Here is a 20,654-nt window from a genome sequence, read left to right on the forward strand (position 1 = left end):
TGCAGCGGTACTCAAAGTGACAGGATTAAACATCCTGAGGGCAACTGCGTTCAGAAATCGCCTCAAAAGGGTAAAAAGGGGAGGTGAGGGGGCAAACACCCTTAAATTTGCCCTTCATAAGGTTGTCAAAGAGCGCATTTTACATCTACCAGACTCGATTCATCAATTTGTAAGGATATTTTTGTCCCGGAACAATCTTTTCAACTTTTCCTCACAAAATATGGCTTGAGACTTTTTGCGAGTGCATCATGGATGCAAAAAGTTTCAGGCCGGGGCTATTATAACGCTTATCAAAAAATTCAGCCATAGTCTGCACATCATAGGTGACGGACATCTTCTTGATGGCCCTTCCCATGATCATCCAGACACCTAAAACTCCCACAAATGCATTACCAAAGGCAATCCAGAGTCCGGAAACCCCGAAATTCCAACCCACACTTCCGGCAAATCCAATGAACAAAACAGCAGAAAAATAAGCCGTTGCATAGGTAAAAGCACTCATCCACGGGCCGATATTGCCACCGCCCAGAAAAAAATCCGCAAAAGAGCGTGTTCTGCGCAAACCGGCAAAACCAGCCCACAGAATCACTGCAAAATACAAGACTACCACAAGGGTTTTAATGAGCATCTCAAATCCTTTTTTATCAGACCACACCCATGCCGTGACCGGATCTTTTTTTGATTTTTTTGTTTCAATTCAAAAACTTAAAGCTTCCAATAAACCCATCCAAAATCAAGCATCACCTGACAAATCAAGGCATTCTGAATATCTTAAATCACAGGCGGCAGAATATCCAGACCCATGGTTTCATCCAGCTTCCACATAATGTTCATATTCTGAATCGCCTGCCCTGAAGCTCCTTTTACAAGGTTGTCTATGGCAGACACCAGAATCAGCACACCGGTTTCCGGATCCAGACGCAGGGCAATATCACAATAGTTTGTACCCCTCACAAATGAAAGGTCAGGGAAGCGACCTTCGGGCAGTATCCGGACAAATGGCCTGTCTTTATAAGCCTGCTGAAGACATTCTCTTATTTCTGCCTCAGTCCTGTTTTCCTTCAGTTTCAGGTAGCTAGTTGCCAGCATACCCCTTATCGTGGGCACCAGGTGGGGCACAAAGGTAATGGCAGGTCTCTGCTCAGCAACCCCCTCAATAATGGAGGCAATTTCAGGACGATGCCTGTGGGCTCCTACCTTATAAGCCTTAAATCCCTGTGCAATTTCACAATAGTGGGTTGCCAGGGAAACACCTCTGCCTGCACCACTGACACCTGACTTGGCATCACAGACCACATGGGAAAGATCAACCCATTGCTTCTGAACCAGCGGCAGTAACGGAAGAAGAATACATGTGGGATAGCAGCCCGGGTTCCCCACCAGCCTGGCGCCGCTGATGTCTTCCTTAAAAAATTCACTCAATCCATATACGGATTCCCCGCACAACTCCGGTGCTCTGTGAGTTTCATAGAAAGTCTCATACTCCACCGGGTCCGAAAAACGAAAATCCGCAGAAAGATCCACCACACGACACCCTCCCTCCAGAAGCTCCGGCACCATATTCATAGGCAGCTGATGGGGCAGTGCCATAAAAACAAGATCCGCCTCTGCCACAATTTTTTTCACATCATAGTTCTCCAGAGGCAGATCAATGCGCTTATAAAATGGTGGGAAAACATCTGAAAAAAGCTGCCCCGCATACTGCCGGGAAGTCAGCATGGTCATCCTGACCTGAGGATGAGAGCTGAGGATACGCACCAGTTCCGCACCAGCATATCCTGTAGCACCGATAACAGCAACGCGGATCATAAAGCCCCCCATGACGGGTCTGCCCGTCTGAAATCCATTTATTAAACCATTACAAAAAAGGTAAATATCCAAAGCGTACCGTCTTTACCAGACCCCCCTTTTATTGGCAAGGGCAAGGGTTTTTTTCCCATGTAGCAAGTGCGCAAATATACAGATACAATATTTATGAAGAAAGGCAACCCGACCTGAAAACACATGAATTGGCAGATTTTAATTAATTCACAAATCCCTGTTGCACCGCAATATTTTTTCTTGACAAAAAACTCAAGAGACATCATATTGTTTTTCAAACAATCAGTAACACCAAACCCTAATCTTAATTTAAGGAGCCATCCATGAAAACACTTGAGCCTACAAAATTTGTTCAGCAGATCCTTGACTTCCAGAAAACGGCCTTTGACAATACCTTCAATGCCATGATCATGGTTCAGGGTCAGACGGAAAAAATGACTGAAACCTTCCTTACCAAAAACAGCATGATCCCCGAAGAAGGCCAGAAAATGCTTCAGGAGTGGATGCTGGCCTTCAAAAAAGGCCAGGAAGATTTTAAAAAAACCATGGATGAAAACTTCAAAAAGTTCGAATCCTTTGTCGCAGAAAACGCAGGAAAAGCAGATAAAAGCACTGGCAAAGCAGCAAAATAGCCCTTAGCAGACCTGCAGATACGGCAAATATCTCTCTTCCGTTCTCACAAAGCCTCAATTTTAACTTTCCGGGATCTTAACATGATGTCTCTGGTTAGAATTGGGGCTTGCCGCAACTTGAATGGCAGCGAATCCTGTCCTGATTTACTACTCCTGAATTTTTAGTGAAAGGCATTTACTCCCTATGGATCAGAAAGAGTTCACCAAATCAATCCTCACCTATAATAAAGCAGCCTTTGATCAGTTCATCGCATCCTCAACCATGGCTCAGGAGCAGATGGAAAAACTGGCTGAGATGCTCCTGCAACAGGAAAACACACCTGAAGAGGGCAAAAAAATGATTGGCGAGTGGCTGGGGAATGTCCGTCAGGCCAGAAAAGATATCCAGGAATCCCTGAATAATTCCTACCGTCAGATGGAAACCTATCTTCTTTCCCTTATCCCCTGAGCATAGCCCCGGAATAAAGGTAAGTATGGCGAATCTATCTTCTGATTATCCCATGAAAAGCCGATGGATTCGCCAGAGAAAACATGCAAAATCATACCAATAGAAGGATTCTTCCATGAGCGCTGCGGATAATAAACAAAGTACTGAATGGTTTCAGTTTCCAGCCTTTGATTTTTCCAGTTTCATTACACCCGGTGTATCCTTCAACCCCCTGCAAGAGTGGATGAAGGGTCATAAGTCCATGGACACCTCTTCCATGTGGCCCAATCCAGATCTGATGCCAGATTTTAACAAAGCGGGCATTGAGTGGTATACCCTTGCCACGGAACAGGTACAGACCGTGTTTGAGGAATACTGGAAAATCATGGGGCTGGTTCCGAAAAACGAATATGATCGCCTCCTTGAACAGTATAAGGCCATAAAGCAAAAAATAGAGGAAGAACAGAAAAAAAATAAACAGAATGAACAGAACAGCTCCAGACTCAAAGAAACCGAAGAAGCTCTCAGGGCAGCAGAAACACAGATAAAAACACTGGAAAAAACCGAAGAAGCTCTCAGAGCCGCAGAAGCCCAGATAAAAAATCTGGAAGAGGATTTAAAGAAAAAGGTACAGCCGGAAGAAAAAAAAGAACCTGCAAAAACCCAGACAGCCAAATCCTGAAACATTGAAGCATCCAAATTTTATAACAGAATACCCTGCAATTCCTCCGCAGGTCACAACAGACTTGCTTTCATCTTCTGTTTGTCAAGGAGGACGCCAAGATCTGGACAGATTAACAGAACCTGAAAGGAGTGGCCCCTGCCCTCCTTTCCGCAATCAGGGCTTATGATTTCACCCTTTTTAAACAGACTTTTTCCAGAACAACATGGAAACAGCCTTAACAGCCCGCCTGTCCCAAATCACCCTCCCCTTCACAAGCCTGCTTTTTTTCGTATAATACCAAGCAGAGCTTCCGCCAGAATGAGGTCTTCAGGACTTGTAACCTTAAGGTTGATCCGGCTCCCTCGAACAAAAACCACAGAATGCCCCATGGCCGTTACAAGACCCGCATCATCCGTACCCTCCAGCCCTCTTGCCAAAGCTGTTTCATGGGCCCTGCGCAGGATATCACTCCGAAAAACCTGAGGAGTCTGTACAGCAAAAAGCCCCTGCCGATCCACCATCAACACATTGCCACCGGGAAGTTGCCTTCTAAGGGTATCCACCACATCAATGACCAGCGTTGCTGCTCCATGGTTTCGGGCAACATCCAGGGTCTCTGAAATATGCCGATACTCCAAAAAAGGACGTACAGCATCATGCACCAGTATAAACCCGGCAGAAGCATCCACAGAATTCAGCCCTGAATATACTGAAGCCTGACGGGTGGTACCACCGGCCGCCAGACTGGGCACCCTGCGAAGCTTCAGATCCGGTAAAATACAATCCCGGACATAAACCATGTCTTCCGAAGGCACCACCAGCACAATACTTTCAACTTCAGGATTCTGATCAAGCATCCGCAAACTGTGGCCCATAAGGGGAATGCCTCCAAGGGCAAGATACTGCTTTCGCGTACCTGCTCCCATACGTATACCTGATCCTCCGGCCACCACCACAGCAGCCAGACCTCCCTCTGCTTCAGACACACAGCCCCCTTCCCAAGCCATGGGAATGTTTATTTACCAAAAAAGACATCACATATTTTTTAAATCGGCAGACAATCTGCCTTGCGGAAAACGGATCTTTCTGCATATACCCAAGGAATTACTTCAACGCAGATAAGTCAACTCCTTTGGCAGGGGAATCCCCTTACCCATACTGTCTTCTCCGTAATTTACAGCAGCAAGAACCTGAATATCCTTCAAAGCCCGGACATCTCCTTTGAAGCAGACTTCCTGTATGGCTTCTTTTTGTATTTTACCACCTGCCCATTGTATATCGAGCACACTGGATGCATCAAAAACAGCATCGCCAACGCATAGATCCACCCGACCACCATAGTGCTGCACAATCTTAGCTACCATAAGGCTGGGACGGCTGTGGAAGCCGAGCTTCACAGGGATACCCACAGTTATGCTCCCCTGCTCCACATACTCATTCAAAAGCTCTTTAGCCAGTTGTGTCCCTGAACTGAGGTAGTGATTCACATAGAAAAGAGCATAATTTACCGTCCTGTCCAGAAGAATTTCCGGATCCACATAATCACAAAGTACTTCCTGAACTTTTTTATAAGAATCCTTAAATCCACGTACCCTCAGATGGCGCTCATAGTAATGCAACATACGGCTGACAATCTGAAGCAGATGAAAAGAAACGGAAAAATGAGACCGCAGCTGTTTCAATCTACGGTTTCCGAAACGATACCCACCATGGATCACATAGGTATCAAAGGAGGACTGAAGATTATGAACCAGAACCTGAAATCGGCGGATTTCCGCTTCATTAACCTTGGCGGGCACCAGCTCCAGCATTTCCGCATAGGGATAAGGCTCATAGAAACCAAACTGATCAAAATCCTTTGCAGTTGCAATGAGTTCGCTTGCAATTTTTACAATATAGTGCCCCTGAAAAGGAACCGCATCCTCATCATCATCAATATTATGTTCCAGCACTTCTGAGGTAATGACGCCCGGAAAATCCTGGGGTTCAAAGGCCGAGGCTGGAAGCGGTATCCCAAGGGTTGCGGCTTCTTCCAGAATAACAGGAGCCACCCGAATCAGAACACTGTTCAAAAATTCCAGTGTCTTTTCTCCTTCCTTACGAAATGTCGCAACATCTTCCAGCCCATAATATTCAAGGCGATTAAGGATATGCTGCTGCGCATAACAGCCCAGACTGATATGCCGCACCGTAGCTGCCAACTCTCTGTAAAAATACCAGCCTCTGTTATTTTTTGCCCCATGAAAATCCAGAAAATCTTCCAGCAGATGGGAAGTGGAGATCAGTTTGGAATACATGCGTTTTGTAAAATAATGCCGTGGCTCCAGAAAGCGAGTGATATAGATACAGCACTTCAGATAATCTTCTGAATAAATTTTTACTTTTTCAGAAAAAGTTATCTTGCAGGTCAGTTCTTCCACATTCCCCCCCATTGGTGCTGATTCGGTTCAGTTTAAAAAAAATTTTTCTCACCGACCACCAAACATAACCGCCAGGACCTCAAAAAAAAGATCACTGGCGGTTATAGTACAAACGGTTAGAGTAAGCCGTAAGCCGAATTCTGTTCTCTGCCCCGGTTACCCGGAAAAGAGTGACGATCATTCATCTAGAACCGCCGTTACCGACGGCCTCAAGCGACCTACCCGGAAGCAGGGCGGGCCACCCTGACACTTCCCTATTTGGTCTTGCACCGGATGGGGTTTACCCAGCTGCTCCGATCACCCGGAACACTGGTGCGCTCTTACCGCACCCTTTCACCCTTACCTTCTGCCTGAAGCAAAAGGCGGTCTTCTCTCTGTTGCACTTGCCTTCACGTCACCGTGACTCCACGTTATGGAGCATCCTGCCCTGTGGTGTTCGGACTTTCCTCCCGGATACCATAGCATCCCGGCGATCGTCTGGCTTACTCTTACCGTCTGCTTTAACCAGTATAAGCTTCTTTTCCATAAAAGTCCATCATGGAAAATCACCAGTGCTCCCATAAAAACACTATTCAGACACCATTCCAGTACACAATACGGTTACAACGCGGACAGTGACGGATTTCATTACACCTTTGAAGCTCAATACAAAACTGGGGTGGCAGGGTCATAAAACACCCTTTGCATATACTGGAGCTTACACATGCGACACCGACACCTCCCCCCAGACTGACCGCCTTTTCAAAACGTTTCAGCAGGCGAAGAGAAGCCTTTTGCCCCAGATTCAAGTGTTCCTTTTCCAGCTCTGCCAGGGCTGCCACTTCCCTGGAACAGGAAGCCATCAGTTCAGCCTTCTGCTCTTCCACACGCAGAGCCTCCGCATCCACCCTTGCCTGAATATCTGCAAGTTCCGCTTCCATGGCACTGATCTGATCAATCAGCCCCACCATGGCTTCCTGCATACGACCATTGGCCTTTCGGTTATCATCCATTTCCCGCAACAGCACCTGATAATCCCGGTTATTGGTAACGGTTCTAAGCGTCTGCTCACTCTTTTTCAAGCGGTCTTCATTATAGCGAAGATCGTCTTCAAATCCTTCATACTGTTTACGCAAACTGGCCAAAGCTTCACTTTTTTCATCAAGCGCAGAACGCTCACGGTCGAGAACCTCTTCCAGCCGGGATTGTTGCTGCTCAACACCCTGAATGGTCACCCGCAGCTCGCTGGCACGGGTCTCCGTCTCCTGGAGACGAATCAGAATATCCAGTTCTTCTCTAACCGATGGATTCATAACGGATCCGTCCTCTGGGCCGATAGTAAAAACTGTCTGTGATCAGCCCATTCCCACAGACAAATCATTATCATCATCTGTCCATAAACCCGAACAGTACACCAAGGCATTAAAACATTATAAAACAGAAAAAGGATCCTGCTGTGACACCAAAGGCACAAGGGTAATCTTCTCCCCTTTTTCCTCAAGAACACTTAAAAGACGTTCAAGCATCAGATCCACCATAATCCTTTCCGTGCCAAAGTGTCCTGCATCCACCAGACAAAGTCCGTGATCCAGCGCATCCATGGCTTCATGGTATTTCACATCTCCGGTAAGCAGAACATCTGCTCCCCGTACAAGGGCATCATGAATCATTCCGCCTCCGCTCCCCGTACACAGTGCAACACAGCGAATGGACGTTTCAGGGTTTCCCACAACCCGTACATATTTAAGATCAAGATCCTTTTTCACCTTTTCTGAAAAAGCCGAAAGGCTCATGGACGCCGGAAGAAACCCGGTCCTCCCCAAACCTGCCCCCATATCCCTCTCGCCGGCAGGTACAGCATCCATCTGTGCATCAGGACAAAGGCTTCTGATCTTTGCCTTAACACCGGAGATTTTATCGGCGCTGACACGACAGCGGGCAATGCTTATTCCGCCCTCACCTTTCATCCCGTCCCACCACGCAATATCCTGGCCGCCTTCTACAAGAACCCCATGGACCCTTGACTGCAGAAAAGCAGGAACTTTCAAATGAAAAACCCAGTCTTTGCCCCTGATACACGGTCCCAGCACCCGGACATCACCAAGGCCTATACGGCTTGCCAGAGCATCATTAAGTCCGCCTGCAACACTGTCAAGATTCGTGTGAGCTGCATAAATACTAAGACCATTCCTTACTGCAGCCTCAACTACACGTCCCATCGGCGTATCAAGGACCAGGCTTTTTAAAGGACGAAAAAAAAGCGGATGATGCACCACAAGAAAATCCACACCTTTTTCAATCGCCTCGGATACAGTCCCGAAAGTGGCATCCAAAGCAACTCCAATGCACCGGACAGACTGACAGCGGTCTCCTATCTGAAGGCCTGATGCATCCCAGGATTCTGCAAGATCCAGAGGTGCGACAGAAGCCACAAGGGCCATGCAATCCCCTACGCTGAGTGACATTTAAAAACCTCCCTTAAAATTAAAAGGGCGATGCAGGTATTCCCCGCATCGCCCTTTTTATGTGTTTTTTCTATTTTAATAAGCGCACATTGTAATCCTGCCGGTATGACTGCTCTGGAAAATCTAAAGCCCAGACTCTCCCCACAGATACCGGTATTCATACACCTGTAACAACTGTATATTTTAATCAGAGAAAAAAACTTATTTTTCAAAACAAAGCACCTGAAAAAATCTGCCAGTCAGATCTGAGTGATTTTTTAATGGGCATTCCTTTAAGAGTAAAGAATACAATTTTATTATATATTGCTTCTATAATTAAATTTGCCTGCTGCCCTTTTTTAAATTCAGAGAATCGCCCATTTCAAAAAAACAATCTAAACACCATATGCAAAAAAAATATACAGCCCTATCCTGCTTTTGTCCAGATATCATTCCCAACAAGCAGTATTACCATACTAATTTCTCTCCCATAAAAGAAGCTGCCAAAATCAGAAAAACAAACCATCCCCGCCAACACTGAAAATCACGCACAAAAAAAAGCCCCCTTTCGGGAGCTTTTTTGTATTTTGGTGGGCCCACCTGGATTTGAACCAGGGACCGACCGGTTATGAGCCGGTGGCTCTGCCAGGCTGAGCTATAGGCCCTTAGAAAACCTTTAATACCTATCTTTTTGGACAGCCTTTGTCAAGCTGCAGAACCTTTTTCACAAAAAAATAATTGAACCAGTAAATCCTTACTGAAAATTCAACACTTCCTGTATTCCCCAAAAAACAGGTTTGAAAATCAAAATCTCCATTCTGTCTGATACCATGGCATAAATTTGTCGTACAATTGAAAGTATTTATTATTATATTGATAAACACATTAAAAAAAAGATCCAGATTAAAAGGATGGTAAGCTACTAGCCTTGCTGATGCTCTCTTTTTATTCCATCCATTCTGCTCAAACCAGCATGGCAGAGAGAGCCATTCTTGCCGTCCGGGCCGGACGCAGATCCGATGCCAAGGTAACGGGTATCTTTCTTTTCCCGTCATCCAGAATCAGAGGGATTCCCGGTGTAAGGGGACGATCCACCCGCACAAAACCGCAAACAAGTCCTTTAATGACAAAACCTTCAGGTCTGTCCGTACTTGCTATGGAATACACAGACCCATTTTTTATTCCCATACCCATATCTGTTACACAGCTAAGCACCCTGCCGATTTTTTCCTGCCCCAGCCATACGTCCGTATCAGGCCCTGCTGCAACCTTGCGCAGATCCTTTCCCAAGAATGCATAGGTATGAAAGCCAGTTTCCATGGCAGCCATAAGCGACTCATCTCCCAAAAAACCTTTGGTAAAAGCCTTTCTGTCTTCCGTAAAGGGCAAGGCAAACATCCATGGATGATTCACAAAGGGCCAGTCTCCGATGTCCTGATGGGAAAGGGGCAGAAGGGCTCCGGTGCGCAGGGAATCCCTGGCAGCAAGACCGCATGGTATAAGGTCAAAAGGTTTTCCTGCTTCAGAAAGAATTGACCATACTCTGTTTACATCCTCCAGGGCACAAAAAATCTCAAAACCAAATTCCCCGGTATAACCGGTGCGGGATAAAAGTATTGGGGTATCATCTTTTAAAAGGCAGCTGGCGGAACTGCCATCCATCGTCCAGTCTCCCTTAAAAGAAAAATAGGGCATGGCTGCAAAAAGAGCCGAAACATCCTTTAAAGCCGCAGAGAGAATTTTCCCCGCAAAAGGCCCCTGCACGTCCACCTTACCCACCCTGTCCGTGAGATCCTCGATTACCACATCCTGACCTTCAGAAAACACAGAGAGATGCTCCTTTATTATCCCCCCCATCCCGGCATTGACAACGATAAAATAATGATCCTTCTCCAACATATACACAAGGGCATCATCCAGCACATGCCCCCTTACATCACAAAAAACCCCGTATGCGCAGCGCCCCGGTGCAAGGGGCAGAGCTTTGGGGCCTGTACAGTAATCCAGATCCTTGGAAAAAAGTCCTTGCAGAAAACTCCGCCCATTCTCTCCCCTCACACGAATCAGGGCCATGTGGCTTGTATCAAACATGCCAGCAGCAGTGAGTACAGCGAGATGTTCGGACCTTGCACCGGAAGAATACCAGAGGGGCATCTCATAGCCGCCAAAATCTGCCATATGTGCACCCATCTCAAGATGCCTTGCATGGAGTGCTGTTTTTTTTATTACTGAATGCATAATAACTTTTCCTTCCCGCTACAAAAAATGCTTAAAATATAAAGCAGACAAATACATTATAGGGTCTTGCCATGGAAAAAAACATGGGATATGAAGAATAAAATTTCTTTTTTCCTGCTCTCAATCCCGCCAGGCCCTTTTCCGCTGTCCGGGCCAATATCTTTTTATATCTGCCAGCAAAAGAATGAAGGATCTGCGCCATGCATACCCGAATTCCAGCCTTTTTTTTCTGTTTCTTCTATCTTTTTTCCTCCCTTGCCCTGGCCAGCCCCCTGATACGCATTGTGCCCCAGGGAGAGGATGTTCCTTCGGATCAGCGCATCCGTCTGGAATTCGACAGACCCATGATCCCTCTCGGGCAGGCTGAAGCAGCAAATGTACCTGTCCGTATATCTCCAGAAGTTAAAGGCCAATGGCGCTGGACAGATCCCCAAACCTTAAGCTTCAGACCCGATCCCGAAGAAAAACTTAAACCGGCAACCCGTTACCGTGTGGATGTAAATGCAGGGTTGGTGGCTCTGGATGGCACAGCTGTAAAACCTGTAAAAGAAAAAACCTTTATCACCACAAGACCTGAGATCCGCCACGGATTTTTCCATAAGTGGCTTGATGAGCTCACCCCCGTATTTGAACTTCAGGCCAACATGCCCCTTACCCGCTCTTCCGTGGAAAAAGCCGTGGTCTTCCATACAGGCGGCGGATTTCACCCGGTAAAGGTATCCGCAGCTGGTGATCTTCCGAATGCAGCCATCGCCACTTCCTGGATTATCCAGCCTGCCCGGCCCCTTCCTGCCAACGAGAAAACAGAACTCATGGTAAAAAAAGGACTGCGGACACCGGAAGGCGACATGCCCGGTAAGGAAATCAGAAACCTGCGCAATTTTGTTACCTTTCCTGCCCCTGAATTCCTCGGCCTCCGATATGCCACCCTCAATGGAGAAAATATTTTCATCCCTGCTTCCAGTGAAGATCAGATCACAAAAGACGGACCGCCCCAGCCCGCAGACCCCCAAGGATATGCGGAGCTTCTTTTCAGTACACCGGTACGGATATCCCAGGCAACGCAAAACATCACCTTCACACCTCCCCTTCCGGGTATAAACAAACCATGGGAAGACTATTATGACTATGACCCTACCCGCAGCCTGCATACCGAAGACAGCACCTACGGCATATCCCTGCCTGCAACTCCGCTGCCCCTGCAGGATTACACTATCCATGTGAGTGGAGTCATGACGGATGCATTCAAGCGGAAAATGGGTGAGACACGCATTGCCCGCTTCCATACGGACAGGCTGAAACCTTCTTTTTATCTCCCCACCAGCACTGCGGTTCTTGAAAAGGGGATGGATTCGGAACTCCCCATTTCTTTTACCAATATTAAGAATTACAGAATTCAGGGCTCTGCCATGGACAAAGGGGGATTCTACCCCGTAGATACAGGCTATATGCAGACCGGCATTCCCGAAAACACCTCCGCCACCCTGGCTGCAGGTATCCGGAACATCCTGACGGAAAGCGGTATACTCAGCGCAGAAGTACAGACAGACCCTGAAGTAAGTACCTGGGAAGGGGCTTCCCGTTTTCTGACCATAGTATCTCCCTGGCAGGTGGTGGTAAAAATAGGACACTTCAACAGTCTGATATGGGTGACAGATCTCCGTACCGGCCAGCCCGTCTCCGGTATCACCATACGCCTGCTGGAAGGGCATGAAAAAAATCTTGAAATCAGTGATGAGGAAATTGCCACAACCCGCACCAATGCTGAAGGCATCGCCCTTCTGCCGGGAACAGCGGAGCTGGATCCGGAACAGAAAACAGCAGGCAGGGGCGAATACCGGGAAGACAAACCCCTCTGGTTCCTTGAGGCCTCCAGTGAAAAGGATCTGGTGCTTTTCCCCTTGGACTGGCGTTTTTCCCTGAATCCATGGCAGATATCCGATACTCCCATATTTTCCAGTGCAAGGGCTCCCCTTGGCCATATTAAAAGCTGGGGCCTGACGGCCCAGGGAATTTATCGCACCGGCGAAACCATGGACTATAAAATTTATGTCCGGAATCAGGATCTGCACGGACTGATACCACCGCCTTTATCAGGATGGACATTGAAGGTGCTGGATCCCGGCAATCAGGAAATTTTCAGAAAAGATGATTTCCCGCTTTCCGCCTTTGGAACCTTCCACGGCTCCCTGTCCATCCCTGAAAACGGCAGAGTGGGAAGGTACAGCTTTGAGCTCTCCCATAAAGACACGGATAAAATTCTTCGTCCCCTTTCCGTTATGGTAACGGACTTTTCCACAGCTCCTTTCCGTGTGCAGGCAGATATTGCCGCACTGCAGGCAAAACCCGGAGACAAAGTCACATTTAAAGCCACAGCCAGTCTCCATGCAGGTGGAGCCTATACAGAAGCACCGGTACGCATACGCAGCCATATCCGTTCCCGGCCCTTTACACCGGACAGTCCCGCATTGAAGGACTTCTATTTTGACAGCAATAACGGCAGGGAGAATCTACCGGTTAAAACCCTTGCAGACCTCAGCCGCAGGCTGGATGACAAGGGCAGGTCAAAGGCCCAGATAAAAATCCCTGAAACAGATCTGGCCTTTGGTACACTTACCCTGGAAGCAGGTGTCAGCGACGAAAGGGGAAAAACCGTATCTGCCAGCACATCCATTCCCTTTGAAGGAAGGGATATGCTGGTGGGGATCAAAGCACTGGACTGGATGCAGAAATCCGGAAAAAGTGCTGAATTCCGTGTTGTGGTTGTGAATCCAAAGGGAAAAATCATACCCGATATTCCCATCCGTTTTATTGCCGAACGTCAGGATGTTTCCGTGGTACGGGCAAGGTCGGCAGGAGATGCCTACACACCCAGACACAGCATAGAATGGAAGGAAGTTGCCACAGGCAGCCTTGTTTCAGGCGAAAAGCCGAAGGATGCGGTATTCACCCCGGATACGCCGGGCCGCTGGCGGGTTCGTGTGGAAATCGAAGACAGCCTGGGTCGTACCCATAAAACCAGTATTCCCGTATGGGTTTCCGGTCCAGGAACTGTAATCTGGGAAAGCCCCGAAGATCTGCGGGTGGAGCTGGTTCCTGAAAAAACAGAACTTCAGGTGGGGGACACGGCCCGCATTCTTATAAAAAACCCCTTCCCCGGCGCAAAGGCTTTGATCAGTGTGGAGCGTTACGGTGTACTCCGTCACGAAGTCCGCACCCTTGAAAATGCCGCAGAGGTAATAGAAATTCCCATGGGACCTGCCATGCTTCCAGGGTGCTATGTATCCGTATCCATTCTCTCGCCCAGAGTAGAAGGATCTCTTCCTCCGGAGAAGGGACCTGATCTGGGAAAACCGTCCTTTCGAAGCGGCTATCTGTATCTGAGCGTGAGGCCGGAAGAGCAGAAAATTCCCGTTAGCGTAAACATGGACAGGGAAAGCTACAAGCCCGGTGAAACCGTGCATGTAGAGATTGAAATTCCAGAGAATCTGGCCGACAATACGGAGCTGACCCTTGCCGTTCTGGACAGTGCCATTTTTGATCTTCTACCCGGTGGAAGGAAAAACTTTGACCCCCATACCGGCCTGTACGCACCTGTTTCCTCCATGGATCTTGAAACCTACACCCTGCTCTCCCGCCTTATCGGAATGCAGCGCCTGGAAGCCAAAGGGGCCACACCGGCAGGAGACGGCGGCGGTATCCGCCTGAGGGAAGATTTCCGGGGCGTAGCTTTCTGGCAACCGGAAATCCTGCCCGATTCCAGCGGCCGTGCCAGAATCTCCTTCAGTGCTCCCGATAATCTGACCAGCTGGGAAGTTCTGGTTCTCGCTGTCACGCCAAAGGATCGCATGGGCACAGGCCATGGTGTCTTCCGGGTTAACCGGCCTACGGAAATCCGCCCTGTCATGCCCAATTTCCTCCGCACGGGAGACAAACTTGTGGCTGGTTTTTCCATTTTAAACCGTACGGATAAAACCAGAGATATAAGCATCCGGGCAGAGCTGCACAAAGAAGGAAGAATACTTGCAAACCGTGAATTTGAAAAAAACTTTGAGCCCTGGCAGCGCCAGCTTTTTCTTCTGCCCGCAGAAGTCCGTAATACTGGCAACTTACGCATGGAAGTCATCGCAAAGGATGCCCTTGACGGTGATGCCATAGGCCACAGCCTTGAGGTCATAGAAAGTATTTTACTTGAAACCCAGGCAACTTCCGGTATTACCAAAGACAAAGTAACGCAGATCCATTTAAAGATTCCGGAAAAAGCAAGGCTGGATGTGGGTGCCTTGGGCATAAGGCTTTCCCCCAGCCTTATTTCCTCGGTGGAAGCCCCCCTTCTTTTCCTGAGAGACTATCCCTATGACTGCTGGGAACAGCAGTTGTCAAAGGCCATGGCTGCAGCTCTCTACCTTTCCATGATGGATTATCTGCCCGATGAGGTACAATGGCAGAATGCAGAAAAAGTCATTCCTGAAATTCTGGCAAAAGCCGCCCTTTTCCAAAGGGAAAATGGCTCCATGGCTTATTTCCCCACATCCGGCGGGGGAGAGAACCCAATGCTCTCAGCATTTACAGCCCTTATCTTCAAAAAACTCGCAGATTTTGGCTTTTACCCTGCCCCTGATGTCACCCGAAAACTGGACGCCTACCTTGACACCCTTATGCGAAGGAATATCACAGGAGACTCTGTTCTGGACCGCAGTTCCCGCATGATGAGCCTGCTGGCACGTTCTGAACAGGCGGATGCAGACCTTTTTGAACGCCTCCGACCCCACCCAGAACGTGACGGGCTTTTTGCAACAGCCCTTTTTCTGGAAGCCGCGGCCAAAAAGGGATTAAGCTATGGTGAACTCTCCCCTGTGGTGGATGTCCTGCTGGCACGAACCCATAAAACAGCCGGAGGCCTTTCCGCCCAGGATGAGGAAAGCATATCCCATCCATGGCTCATGGGTTCCCACTCCCGTACCCAGGCTGCAGTACTCATGGCCATAATCCGCCTTGGAGAATTACCCGATGCGCCCAAAGAACTACTCAGCTACCCCACCCTGCTTATGAGAGAACTCATGGCACAGCAGGGTAAAGCTGCCCGCTGGCAGGGTACCCAGGAAAACCTTTTTGCAGCTATGGCTGCAACGGAATACGCCCTAAGCTATGAAATCGAGAGGGTAGACCTTGAAGCTAAGGTCCGGGACGAAGAAGGGCTTGAAGGAAAAATCCGCTTCCGGGATATCCGGGACACGGCCGTCCGCATTACGCGGCCCATAGTAAAAAATGATCCGGGCAGAGACCAGATTATTCAAATAGAAAAAAGTGGTTCCGGTTCACTTTACTATACCGCAGCCCTTGCCTTTGCCTCAGAAGAACCAAAACTACCTGCCGACAACGGCCTGCACGTCCGGCTGCGGATCTTAAATGAAAAGGGTGAAGAAATACAAAAGGACAGTGCTGTTTCCATGTTCAGGGGAGAGCGTGTTCATATGGTATGCGATATCAGCAACACCCAGAATTTAAACTTTATCATAGCTGAAGTTCCCCTTCCCGCAGGCCTTGAGGCAGTAAATCCCCATCTGGCAAGCTCCGGAGAAGAGATGAAAGCACCAGCCCTGCCCGATTCCGTAAAATCAGGCAACCCATGGCCCTTTTATCATCAGGAGCTTCAGCATCAGCAGGTCCGCTTCTTTGCAGAAGATCTGCCTGCTGGCACCTGGCGTCTGTATTTTACAGCCCAGGCCATTGCCGAAGGCAGCTTCCTTATGCCTGCAGCCCATGCAGAAGCCCTGTACAGACCTGAAATATGGGGCAGAGACAAAAAGCATTTGCTGATTATCGGTCCCCGGACCGATGATCCTGCCATGGAACAATGAAAAGGCGTCTATTCACCGGAGTGGCTTCTGTCATTCTGATTCTTATATTTTCAGGGATATGGATTATATCGGAACTGCGTCCCCTGCCGCCGGAACTGAAACCCGGCAGCAGGAGTGAGCGTATCCGCCTTTTGGATTACCATGGCAAACCCCTCACCCTTTCCAGGGATGATGAGCTCAACACCACAGATATTGCTAATCTGGATACCATTCCCCTGCTTCTCCGCCAGGCAATTCTTCTGGCCGAAGACCAGCGTTTTTTTCAGCACAGGGGAACAGACTGGAAAGCTGTTTTCCATGCGCTTTTCCAGAACATGAGGGCAGGCCGGAACATCCGTGGGGCAAGCAGCATTACGGAACAGGTAATCCGTATTCTGCACCCCAGACCCCGCACCCTGAGCTCCCGCATTCTGGAAAGCATAGAAGCCCACCTTCTGGAACACCGCTTTTCCAAGGCGGATATTCTTTCCTTCTACCTGAATCAGGTACCCTACCCGGACCGGTGCAGAGGCGTAATGCAGGCCGCAAATTACCTTTTTGACAGGGATCTTTCCACCCTGAGCAATGCAGAAATCATTACCCTGGCAGTCCTTCCCAGAGCACCCCAGGCTCTGCATCCTGAACTTTACCCGGAAAGGCTAAAAAAACGCACCGCTGACCTTGCCCTCCGCATGACAGAAGCCGGATTACTGGAAAAAAATTCCCTTGAAAATGCCCTGAAAATTCCTGAACTGAAGAGAGCATCCATACCCGTGCATGCACCCTTTTTTGTCAGTTTTGTAAGGGAAAGACTGCACCATAGCACCACAGAGAGTACCCATATCCGCACCACTCTGGACGCTTCTCTTCAAGACAGGGTACAGAAGCTTCTGGACAGGCGGATAGAGCAGATGAGCAGCCGGAAAGTCAATAACGGAGCCGTCATCGTCATCAGCCACCAGACAGGAGAAATACGGGCATGGGCCGTGGCGGGTAACAAAGATGAAAGACCCGGAGGAAAAATCAACGCGGTCCTTGCACCAAGGCAGCCAGGCTCAGCCCTCAAACCCTTTGCCTATGCCATGGCTCTGGAAAAGGGATGGACAGCAGCCACCCCCATTGAGGATACCCCCATCAGTACCCCAGTTGGTACAGGTCTTCACGATTACAGGAACTACTCCCGCAACACGTATGGCACCCTGCCCCTGCGGGATGCTCTGGCAAATTCCCTTAACCTTGCGGCTATCCGCACCGTGCGCCATGTGGGAACAGCCCCCTTCCTTGCTACCCTAAGGGACTGTGGCCTGCAAAGCCTCACCCGAAATGCGGACTATTATGGAGACGGCCTTGTGCTGGGCAACGGAGAAGTCTCCCTGCTGGAGCTGACAGAGGCCTATGCCGTTTTCGCCCGGGATGGTCAGAAAGTTCCCCTTCGCTTCCTTGCGGATGAGTCCCGGCCTCTTTTACCCGCAAAAAAAATTTTCCATAAGGATACGGCCCGGCTCATCGCAGATATTCTTTCCGACCCTGAAGCCAGAAAATACGAATTCGGCCCCCTGATGAATTTTCCCGTACAGACCGCCATTAAAACAGGCACCAGCTCCGATCACAGGGATGCATGGGCCTTTGGTTTTGACCATAAACATACCGCAGGCATCTGGATGGGCAACCTTGACCGCAGCCCCATGCAGGGACTTGCAGGCGCTTCCGGCCCTCTGCCTTTGCTCCGGGCCATCTTTAACGAACTGAACCGCAATCAGCCAACCAGGGGGCTGACTCCGCCCGAAGAACTTGTAAAAAAAGACATCTGCATACAAAAAAAAGGGGCGGAATGCACAGCCTTCCGCAGTGAATGGCTGCCACCCATGGAAAACAACCTGCCTGCAGATCTTGCCCGGACAGAAGAAATTCGCCTCCTCCGTCCTTCGGATGGACTGACACTCGCCATGGACCCAAGAGTTCCCCTTGAACATCAGCGTCTTGTATTCAGCGTGGAAGGGGCAGAAGAAGGAGCCCTTTACCGCTGGTATGTGAATGGTCAGTTTTTTAAGGAAAGCAAGACATCTGACATCGAATGGCAGCTCTATCCGGGTCAGCATCAAATACATGTAGATATTCTTCTGGATGGCAGAAAAACTGTTCAGAAAAAAACAGAGATACAGGTTATGGGAGGTATTCGGGCAAAGCTGCAAGGCGACTTCCTGGATTGAATGTACCCGGAAACTGGTCTCTCGCCCCAAGCTTCTCCAAAAGAAAGATGATGGCAAAAGGTATTTCTGTTTCAGGAAATTACCTGATTAGAAATCAATTTTTTCATCCAGCTGTCGTATGCGGATTTTCAGGAAAAGATCTCCGATTGAACCATCATCCATCCGCCTTCCCAACCCCTTCAACCTCAGCTTTTGCCCTTCACGGCTCTGGGGCGGGACGGTAATCTTATAAAGGCGGGAATAAAAACCCCATGGGATGTTCACCCGCTTGGTGCATCCTGCAAGGGCTTCCGGTGGAGAAAGTATCAGGGTACCGTAAAAATGGGGAGCATCCTGAGGGGCTATCACACGGATAGTCTGGAGTCCCGGAGTTTTCCTTCTACGCATAGCCTTGCGTACCTTTGCCGCAAAATGACCTTCCGGAAGCCGCACGAGAAAACGCAGCAGAAGAGCACCCATGACAAAGCCACCAATATGAGCCCACCAGGCCACCCCTCCTCCTCCACCCATGGCATTAAGTACCTGAAACATAAACCAGATACCCATATAGATGAAAGCCGGTATTTCAATGAAAAGTGGGAAAATAAAAATAGGGATGAGGGTCAGGATACGGGATGCCGGATACAGAAGAAAGTAAGCACCCATGACACCGGCAATGGCACCACTGGCTCCCACAACGGGAATGGTTGAACTGGGATAAACCATGGAATGGGCCAGTCCCGATACCAGTCCGCAAACAAGATAAAACCCGAGGTAACGAAGGGGGCCAAGGCGGTCTTCAACGTTATCCCCAAAAATCCAGAGGGTCCACATATTGAAAATAATATGGAGCCAGCCGCCATGGAGAAACATAAAGGAAAAAAAAGTGAAAACCTTCTGAAACAAACCCGTATAGGCAGAAAGGGCTGGGTCCGTGTAACGGGCGGGAACCAGCCCCCACTCCCACAGAAAACGGGCCATCTCCGGCCCCTGCCCCAGTTGTATAAAAAACACCAGGGCATTGATAAGGATAAGCAGAAGAGTCACCACCGGCCGGTTACGGGATGGCTGGGTGTCTCGGATGGGAATCATTTCATCTCCCTGATCAGGTGGCCCATTCCGGACGAAGCTTTCCCGGGGGGGCAATTCGCATGCTCAGATCCACGGCCCTTGCCTGATGGGTCAGAGCACCTGCTGAAATGATATGAACACCCGCAAGACTCAAAACCTTTATTTTTTCCTGTGTCACCATACCGGAAACCTCCACAAGACTGCGTCCGCCAATACGTCGGACAGCTTCTCTGATCATATCGGCATCCATATTATCCAGAAGAATGACATCCGCACCAGCATCCGCAGCCTGATCCGCTTCCTCAAGGGTTTCCGCCTCCACCTCAATTTTCACCAGATGGGAAACCCGCCTGCGCACGGCTTCCACGGCCGAGGCCACACCTCCGGCTGCGGCGATGTGATTATCTTTAATGAGAACGCCATCATAAAGTCCCATACGGTGATTGGCAGCCCCTCCCACACGTACGGCATATTTTTCCAGAACCCGCCAGCCCGGTGTGGTCTTCCTTGTGTCCACAAGGGTAATGTCACTGCCTTCCATACCCCGACCAAAGGCCCGAACATGGGTGGCAATTCCACAAAGACGCTGCATAAAATTCAGGGCCGTCCGCTCGCCTGTAAGCAAGGCACGCATGCGCCCCTGAAGGTGCAGGATGCGGGTATTAAGGGCAAGAGCCTCTCCCTCCTTCACCAGAGGAGAAAAAACCACATCTTTATCAAGCTTTTCAAAAACCCGACGGGCCACGGAAAAACCAGCCGGAACTATGCCCTCTTCCCGGGTGATAACAATACCTTCGCCCATGGCATCTTCGGGAACAATGGCCTCGGTGGTAATATCTCCCGTACCTATATCCTCTTCCAGAGCCAGATCAATGAGGCGTTCCACAGCAAACATAAGGATTTTTCCCCTTCATGGGATAAAGTTCGTA

At 49.1% G+C, this 20,654-nt stretch carries 15 protein-coding genes, 1 tRNA gene and 1 other RNA gene; 6 read left to right on the top strand and 11 right to left on the bottom strand.

Annotated features, from left to right (window positions below):
- A partial coding sequence (locus FIM25_RS17350) for a hypothetical protein (protein ID WP_218961406.1) occupies positions 1-229 on the top strand: 229 nt, incomplete at its 5' end.
- Here FIM25_RS17350 and FIM25_RS14070 read toward each other — a convergent pair.
- Both FIM25_RS14070 and argC read right to left on the bottom strand, forming a co-directional pair.
- Positions 212-628, bottom strand: a complete 417-nt coding sequence (locus FIM25_RS14070) for a sodium:solute symporter family transporter (protein ID WP_139450534.1) — start codon at positions 626-628, stop codon at positions 212-214. The genes FIM25_RS17350 and FIM25_RS14070 overlap by 18 nt on opposite strands.
- Positions 629-771: 143 nt before the next feature.
- Positions 772-1,809, bottom strand: a complete 1,038-nt coding sequence (gene argC, locus FIM25_RS14075; protein WP_139450499.1) for an N-acetyl-gamma-glutamyl-phosphate reductase — start codon at positions 1,807-1,809, stop codon at positions 772-774.
- A 335-nt stretch (positions 1,810-2,144) separates the two neighbouring features.
- On the opposite strand from argC, the gene FIM25_RS14080 reads away from it, so the two are divergent.
- From FIM25_RS14080 to FIM25_RS14090, 3 genes are all read left to right on the top strand, one after another.
- Positions 2,145-2,453 (top strand): hypothetical protein, encoded by a 309-nt coding sequence (locus FIM25_RS14080; protein WP_139450500.1) that lies wholly within the window; start codon positions 2,145-2,147, stop codon positions 2,451-2,453.
- A 184-nt stretch (positions 2,454-2,637) separates the two neighbouring features.
- Complete coding sequence (locus FIM25_RS14085; RefSeq protein ID WP_139450501.1) at positions 2,638-2,901, top strand: hypothetical protein; 264 nt, start codon at positions 2,638-2,640, stop codon at positions 2,899-2,901.
- Between the two features lie 115 nt (positions 2,902-3,016).
- Positions 3,017-3,562, top strand: a complete 546-nt coding sequence (locus FIM25_RS14090; protein WP_139450502.1) for a hypothetical protein — start codon at positions 3,017-3,019, stop codon at positions 3,560-3,562.
- A 251-nt stretch (positions 3,563-3,813) separates the two neighbouring features.
- Here FIM25_RS14090 and ispD read toward each other — a convergent pair whose 3' ends face one another.
- The 7 genes from ispD to FIM25_RS14125 form a co-directional block, all read right to left on the bottom strand.
- On the bottom strand, positions 3,814-4,530 hold the full coding sequence (gene ispD / locus FIM25_RS14095; protein ID WP_179953405.1) for a 2-C-methyl-D-erythritol 4-phosphate cytidylyltransferase: 717 nt from the start codon (positions 4,528-4,530) through the stop codon (positions 3,814-3,816).
- Between the two features lie 123 nt (positions 4,531-4,653).
- The gene (locus tag FIM25_RS14100; RefSeq protein ID WP_342774348.1) at positions 4,654-5,964 is read right to left on the bottom strand and encodes an HPr family phosphocarrier protein; all 1,311 of its coding nucleotides are present in this window, start codon (positions 5,962-5,964) and stop codon (positions 4,654-4,656) included.
- A 114-nt stretch (positions 5,965-6,078) separates the two neighbouring features.
- Positions 6,079-6,453, bottom strand: an RNA gene (rnpB, locus tag FIM25_RS14105) — RNase P RNA component class A.
- Between the two features lie 83 nt (positions 6,454-6,536).
- Positions 6,537-7,256 (bottom strand): zinc ribbon domain-containing protein, encoded by a 720-nt coding sequence (locus tag FIM25_RS14110; protein WP_139450505.1) that lies wholly within the window; start codon positions 7,254-7,256, stop codon positions 6,537-6,539.
- 117 nt (positions 7,257-7,373) lie between these two features.
- A complete protein-coding gene (locus FIM25_RS14115) occupies positions 7,374-8,408 on the bottom strand; it encodes a Nif3-like dinuclear metal center hexameric protein (RefSeq protein WP_139450506.1) in 1,035 nt (344 codons plus the stop codon).
- 567 nt (positions 8,409-8,975) lie between these two features.
- Positions 8,976-9,052 (bottom strand) — tRNA-Ile (locus FIM25_RS14120).
- A 298-nt stretch (positions 9,053-9,350) separates the two neighbouring features.
- Positions 9,351-10,625, bottom strand: a complete 1,275-nt coding sequence (locus tag FIM25_RS14125; RefSeq protein ID WP_139450507.1) for an aminomethyl transferase family protein — start codon at positions 10,623-10,625, stop codon at positions 9,351-9,353.
- Positions 10,626-10,825: 200 nt separating this feature from the next.
- On the opposite strand from FIM25_RS14125, the gene FIM25_RS14130 reads away from it, so the two are divergent.
- Together FIM25_RS14130 and FIM25_RS14135 are read left to right on the top strand one after the other, a co-directional pair.
- On the top strand, positions 10,826-16,486 hold the full coding sequence (locus FIM25_RS14130) for an alpha-2-macroglobulin (protein ID WP_139450508.1): 5,661 nt from the start codon (positions 10,826-10,828) through the stop codon (positions 16,484-16,486).
- Complete coding sequence (locus FIM25_RS14135; RefSeq protein WP_139450509.1) at positions 16,483-18,675, top strand: transglycosylase domain-containing protein; 2,193 nt, start codon at positions 16,483-16,485, stop codon at positions 18,673-18,675. The genes FIM25_RS14130 and FIM25_RS14135 overlap by 4 nt, the downstream gene beginning before the upstream one ends.
- 87 nt (positions 18,676-18,762) lie before the next feature.
- On the opposite strand, the gene FIM25_RS14140 is transcribed toward FIM25_RS14135, so the two are convergent.
- Positions 18,763-19,746: a rhomboid family intramembrane serine protease gene (locus FIM25_RS14140; RefSeq protein WP_139450510.1), complete on the bottom strand. Its 984-nt coding sequence runs from the start codon at positions 19,744-19,746 to the stop codon at positions 18,763-18,765.
- A gap of 13 nt (positions 19,747-19,759) precedes the next feature.
- Positions 19,760-20,620 (bottom strand): carboxylating nicotinate-nucleotide diphosphorylase, encoded by an 861-nt coding sequence (gene nadC, locus FIM25_RS14145; RefSeq protein WP_139450511.1) that lies wholly within the window; start codon positions 20,618-20,620, stop codon positions 19,760-19,762.
- Between the last annotated feature and the right edge of the window lie 34 nt (positions 20,621-20,654).

The sequence above is a fragment of the Desulfobotulus mexicanus genome (assembly GCF_006175995.1).
GTDB classification, from domain to species: Bacteria; Desulfobacterota; Desulfobacteria; order Desulfobacterales; family ASO4-4; genus Desulfobotulus; species Desulfobotulus mexicanus.

Bases quoted from the DNA above. Each gene is read 5' to 3' on its own strand.
- FIM25_RS14090 (WP_139450502.1), top strand. From the start codon at position 3,017: ATGAGCGCTGCGGATAATAAACAAAGTACTGAATGGTTTCAGTTTCCA.
- FIM25_RS14115 (WP_139450506.1), bottom strand. From the start codon at position 8,408: ATGTCACTCAGCGTAGGGGATTGCATGGCCCTTGTGGCTTCTGTCGCA.
- argC (WP_139450499.1), bottom strand. From the start codon at position 1,809: ATGATCCGCGTTGCTGTTATCGGTGCTACAGGATATGCTGGTGCGGAA.
- FIM25_RS14140 (WP_139450510.1), bottom strand. From the start codon at position 19,746: ATGATTCCCATCCGAGACACCCAGCCATCCCGTAACCGGCCGGTGGTG.
- nadC (WP_139450511.1), bottom strand. From the start codon at position 20,620: ATGTTTGCTGTGGAACGCCTCATTGATCTGGCTCTGGAAGAGGATATA.
- FIM25_RS14130 (WP_139450508.1), top strand. From the start codon at position 10,826: ATGCATACCCGAATTCCAGCCTTTTTTTTCTGTTTCTTCTATCTTTTT.
- FIM25_RS14135 (WP_139450509.1), top strand. From the start codon at position 16,483: ATGAAAAGGCGTCTATTCACCGGAGTGGCTTCTGTCATTCTGATTCTT.
- FIM25_RS14070 (WP_139450534.1), bottom strand. From the start codon at position 628: ATGCTCATTAAAACCCTTGTGGTAGTCTTGTATTTTGCAGTGATTCTG.
- FIM25_RS14125 (WP_139450507.1), bottom strand. From the start codon at position 10,625: ATGCATTCAGTAATAAAAAAAACAGCACTCCATGCAAGGCATCTTGAG.
- FIM25_RS14085 (WP_139450501.1), top strand. From the start codon at position 2,638: ATGGATCAGAAAGAGTTCACCAAATCAATCCTCACCTATAATAAAGCA.
- FIM25_RS14080 (WP_139450500.1), top strand. From the start codon at position 2,145: ATGAAAACACTTGAGCCTACAAAATTTGTTCAGCAGATCCTTGACTTC.
- FIM25_RS14110 (WP_139450505.1), bottom strand. From the start codon at position 7,256: ATGAATCCATCGGTTAGAGAAGAACTGGATATTCTGATTCGTCTCCAG.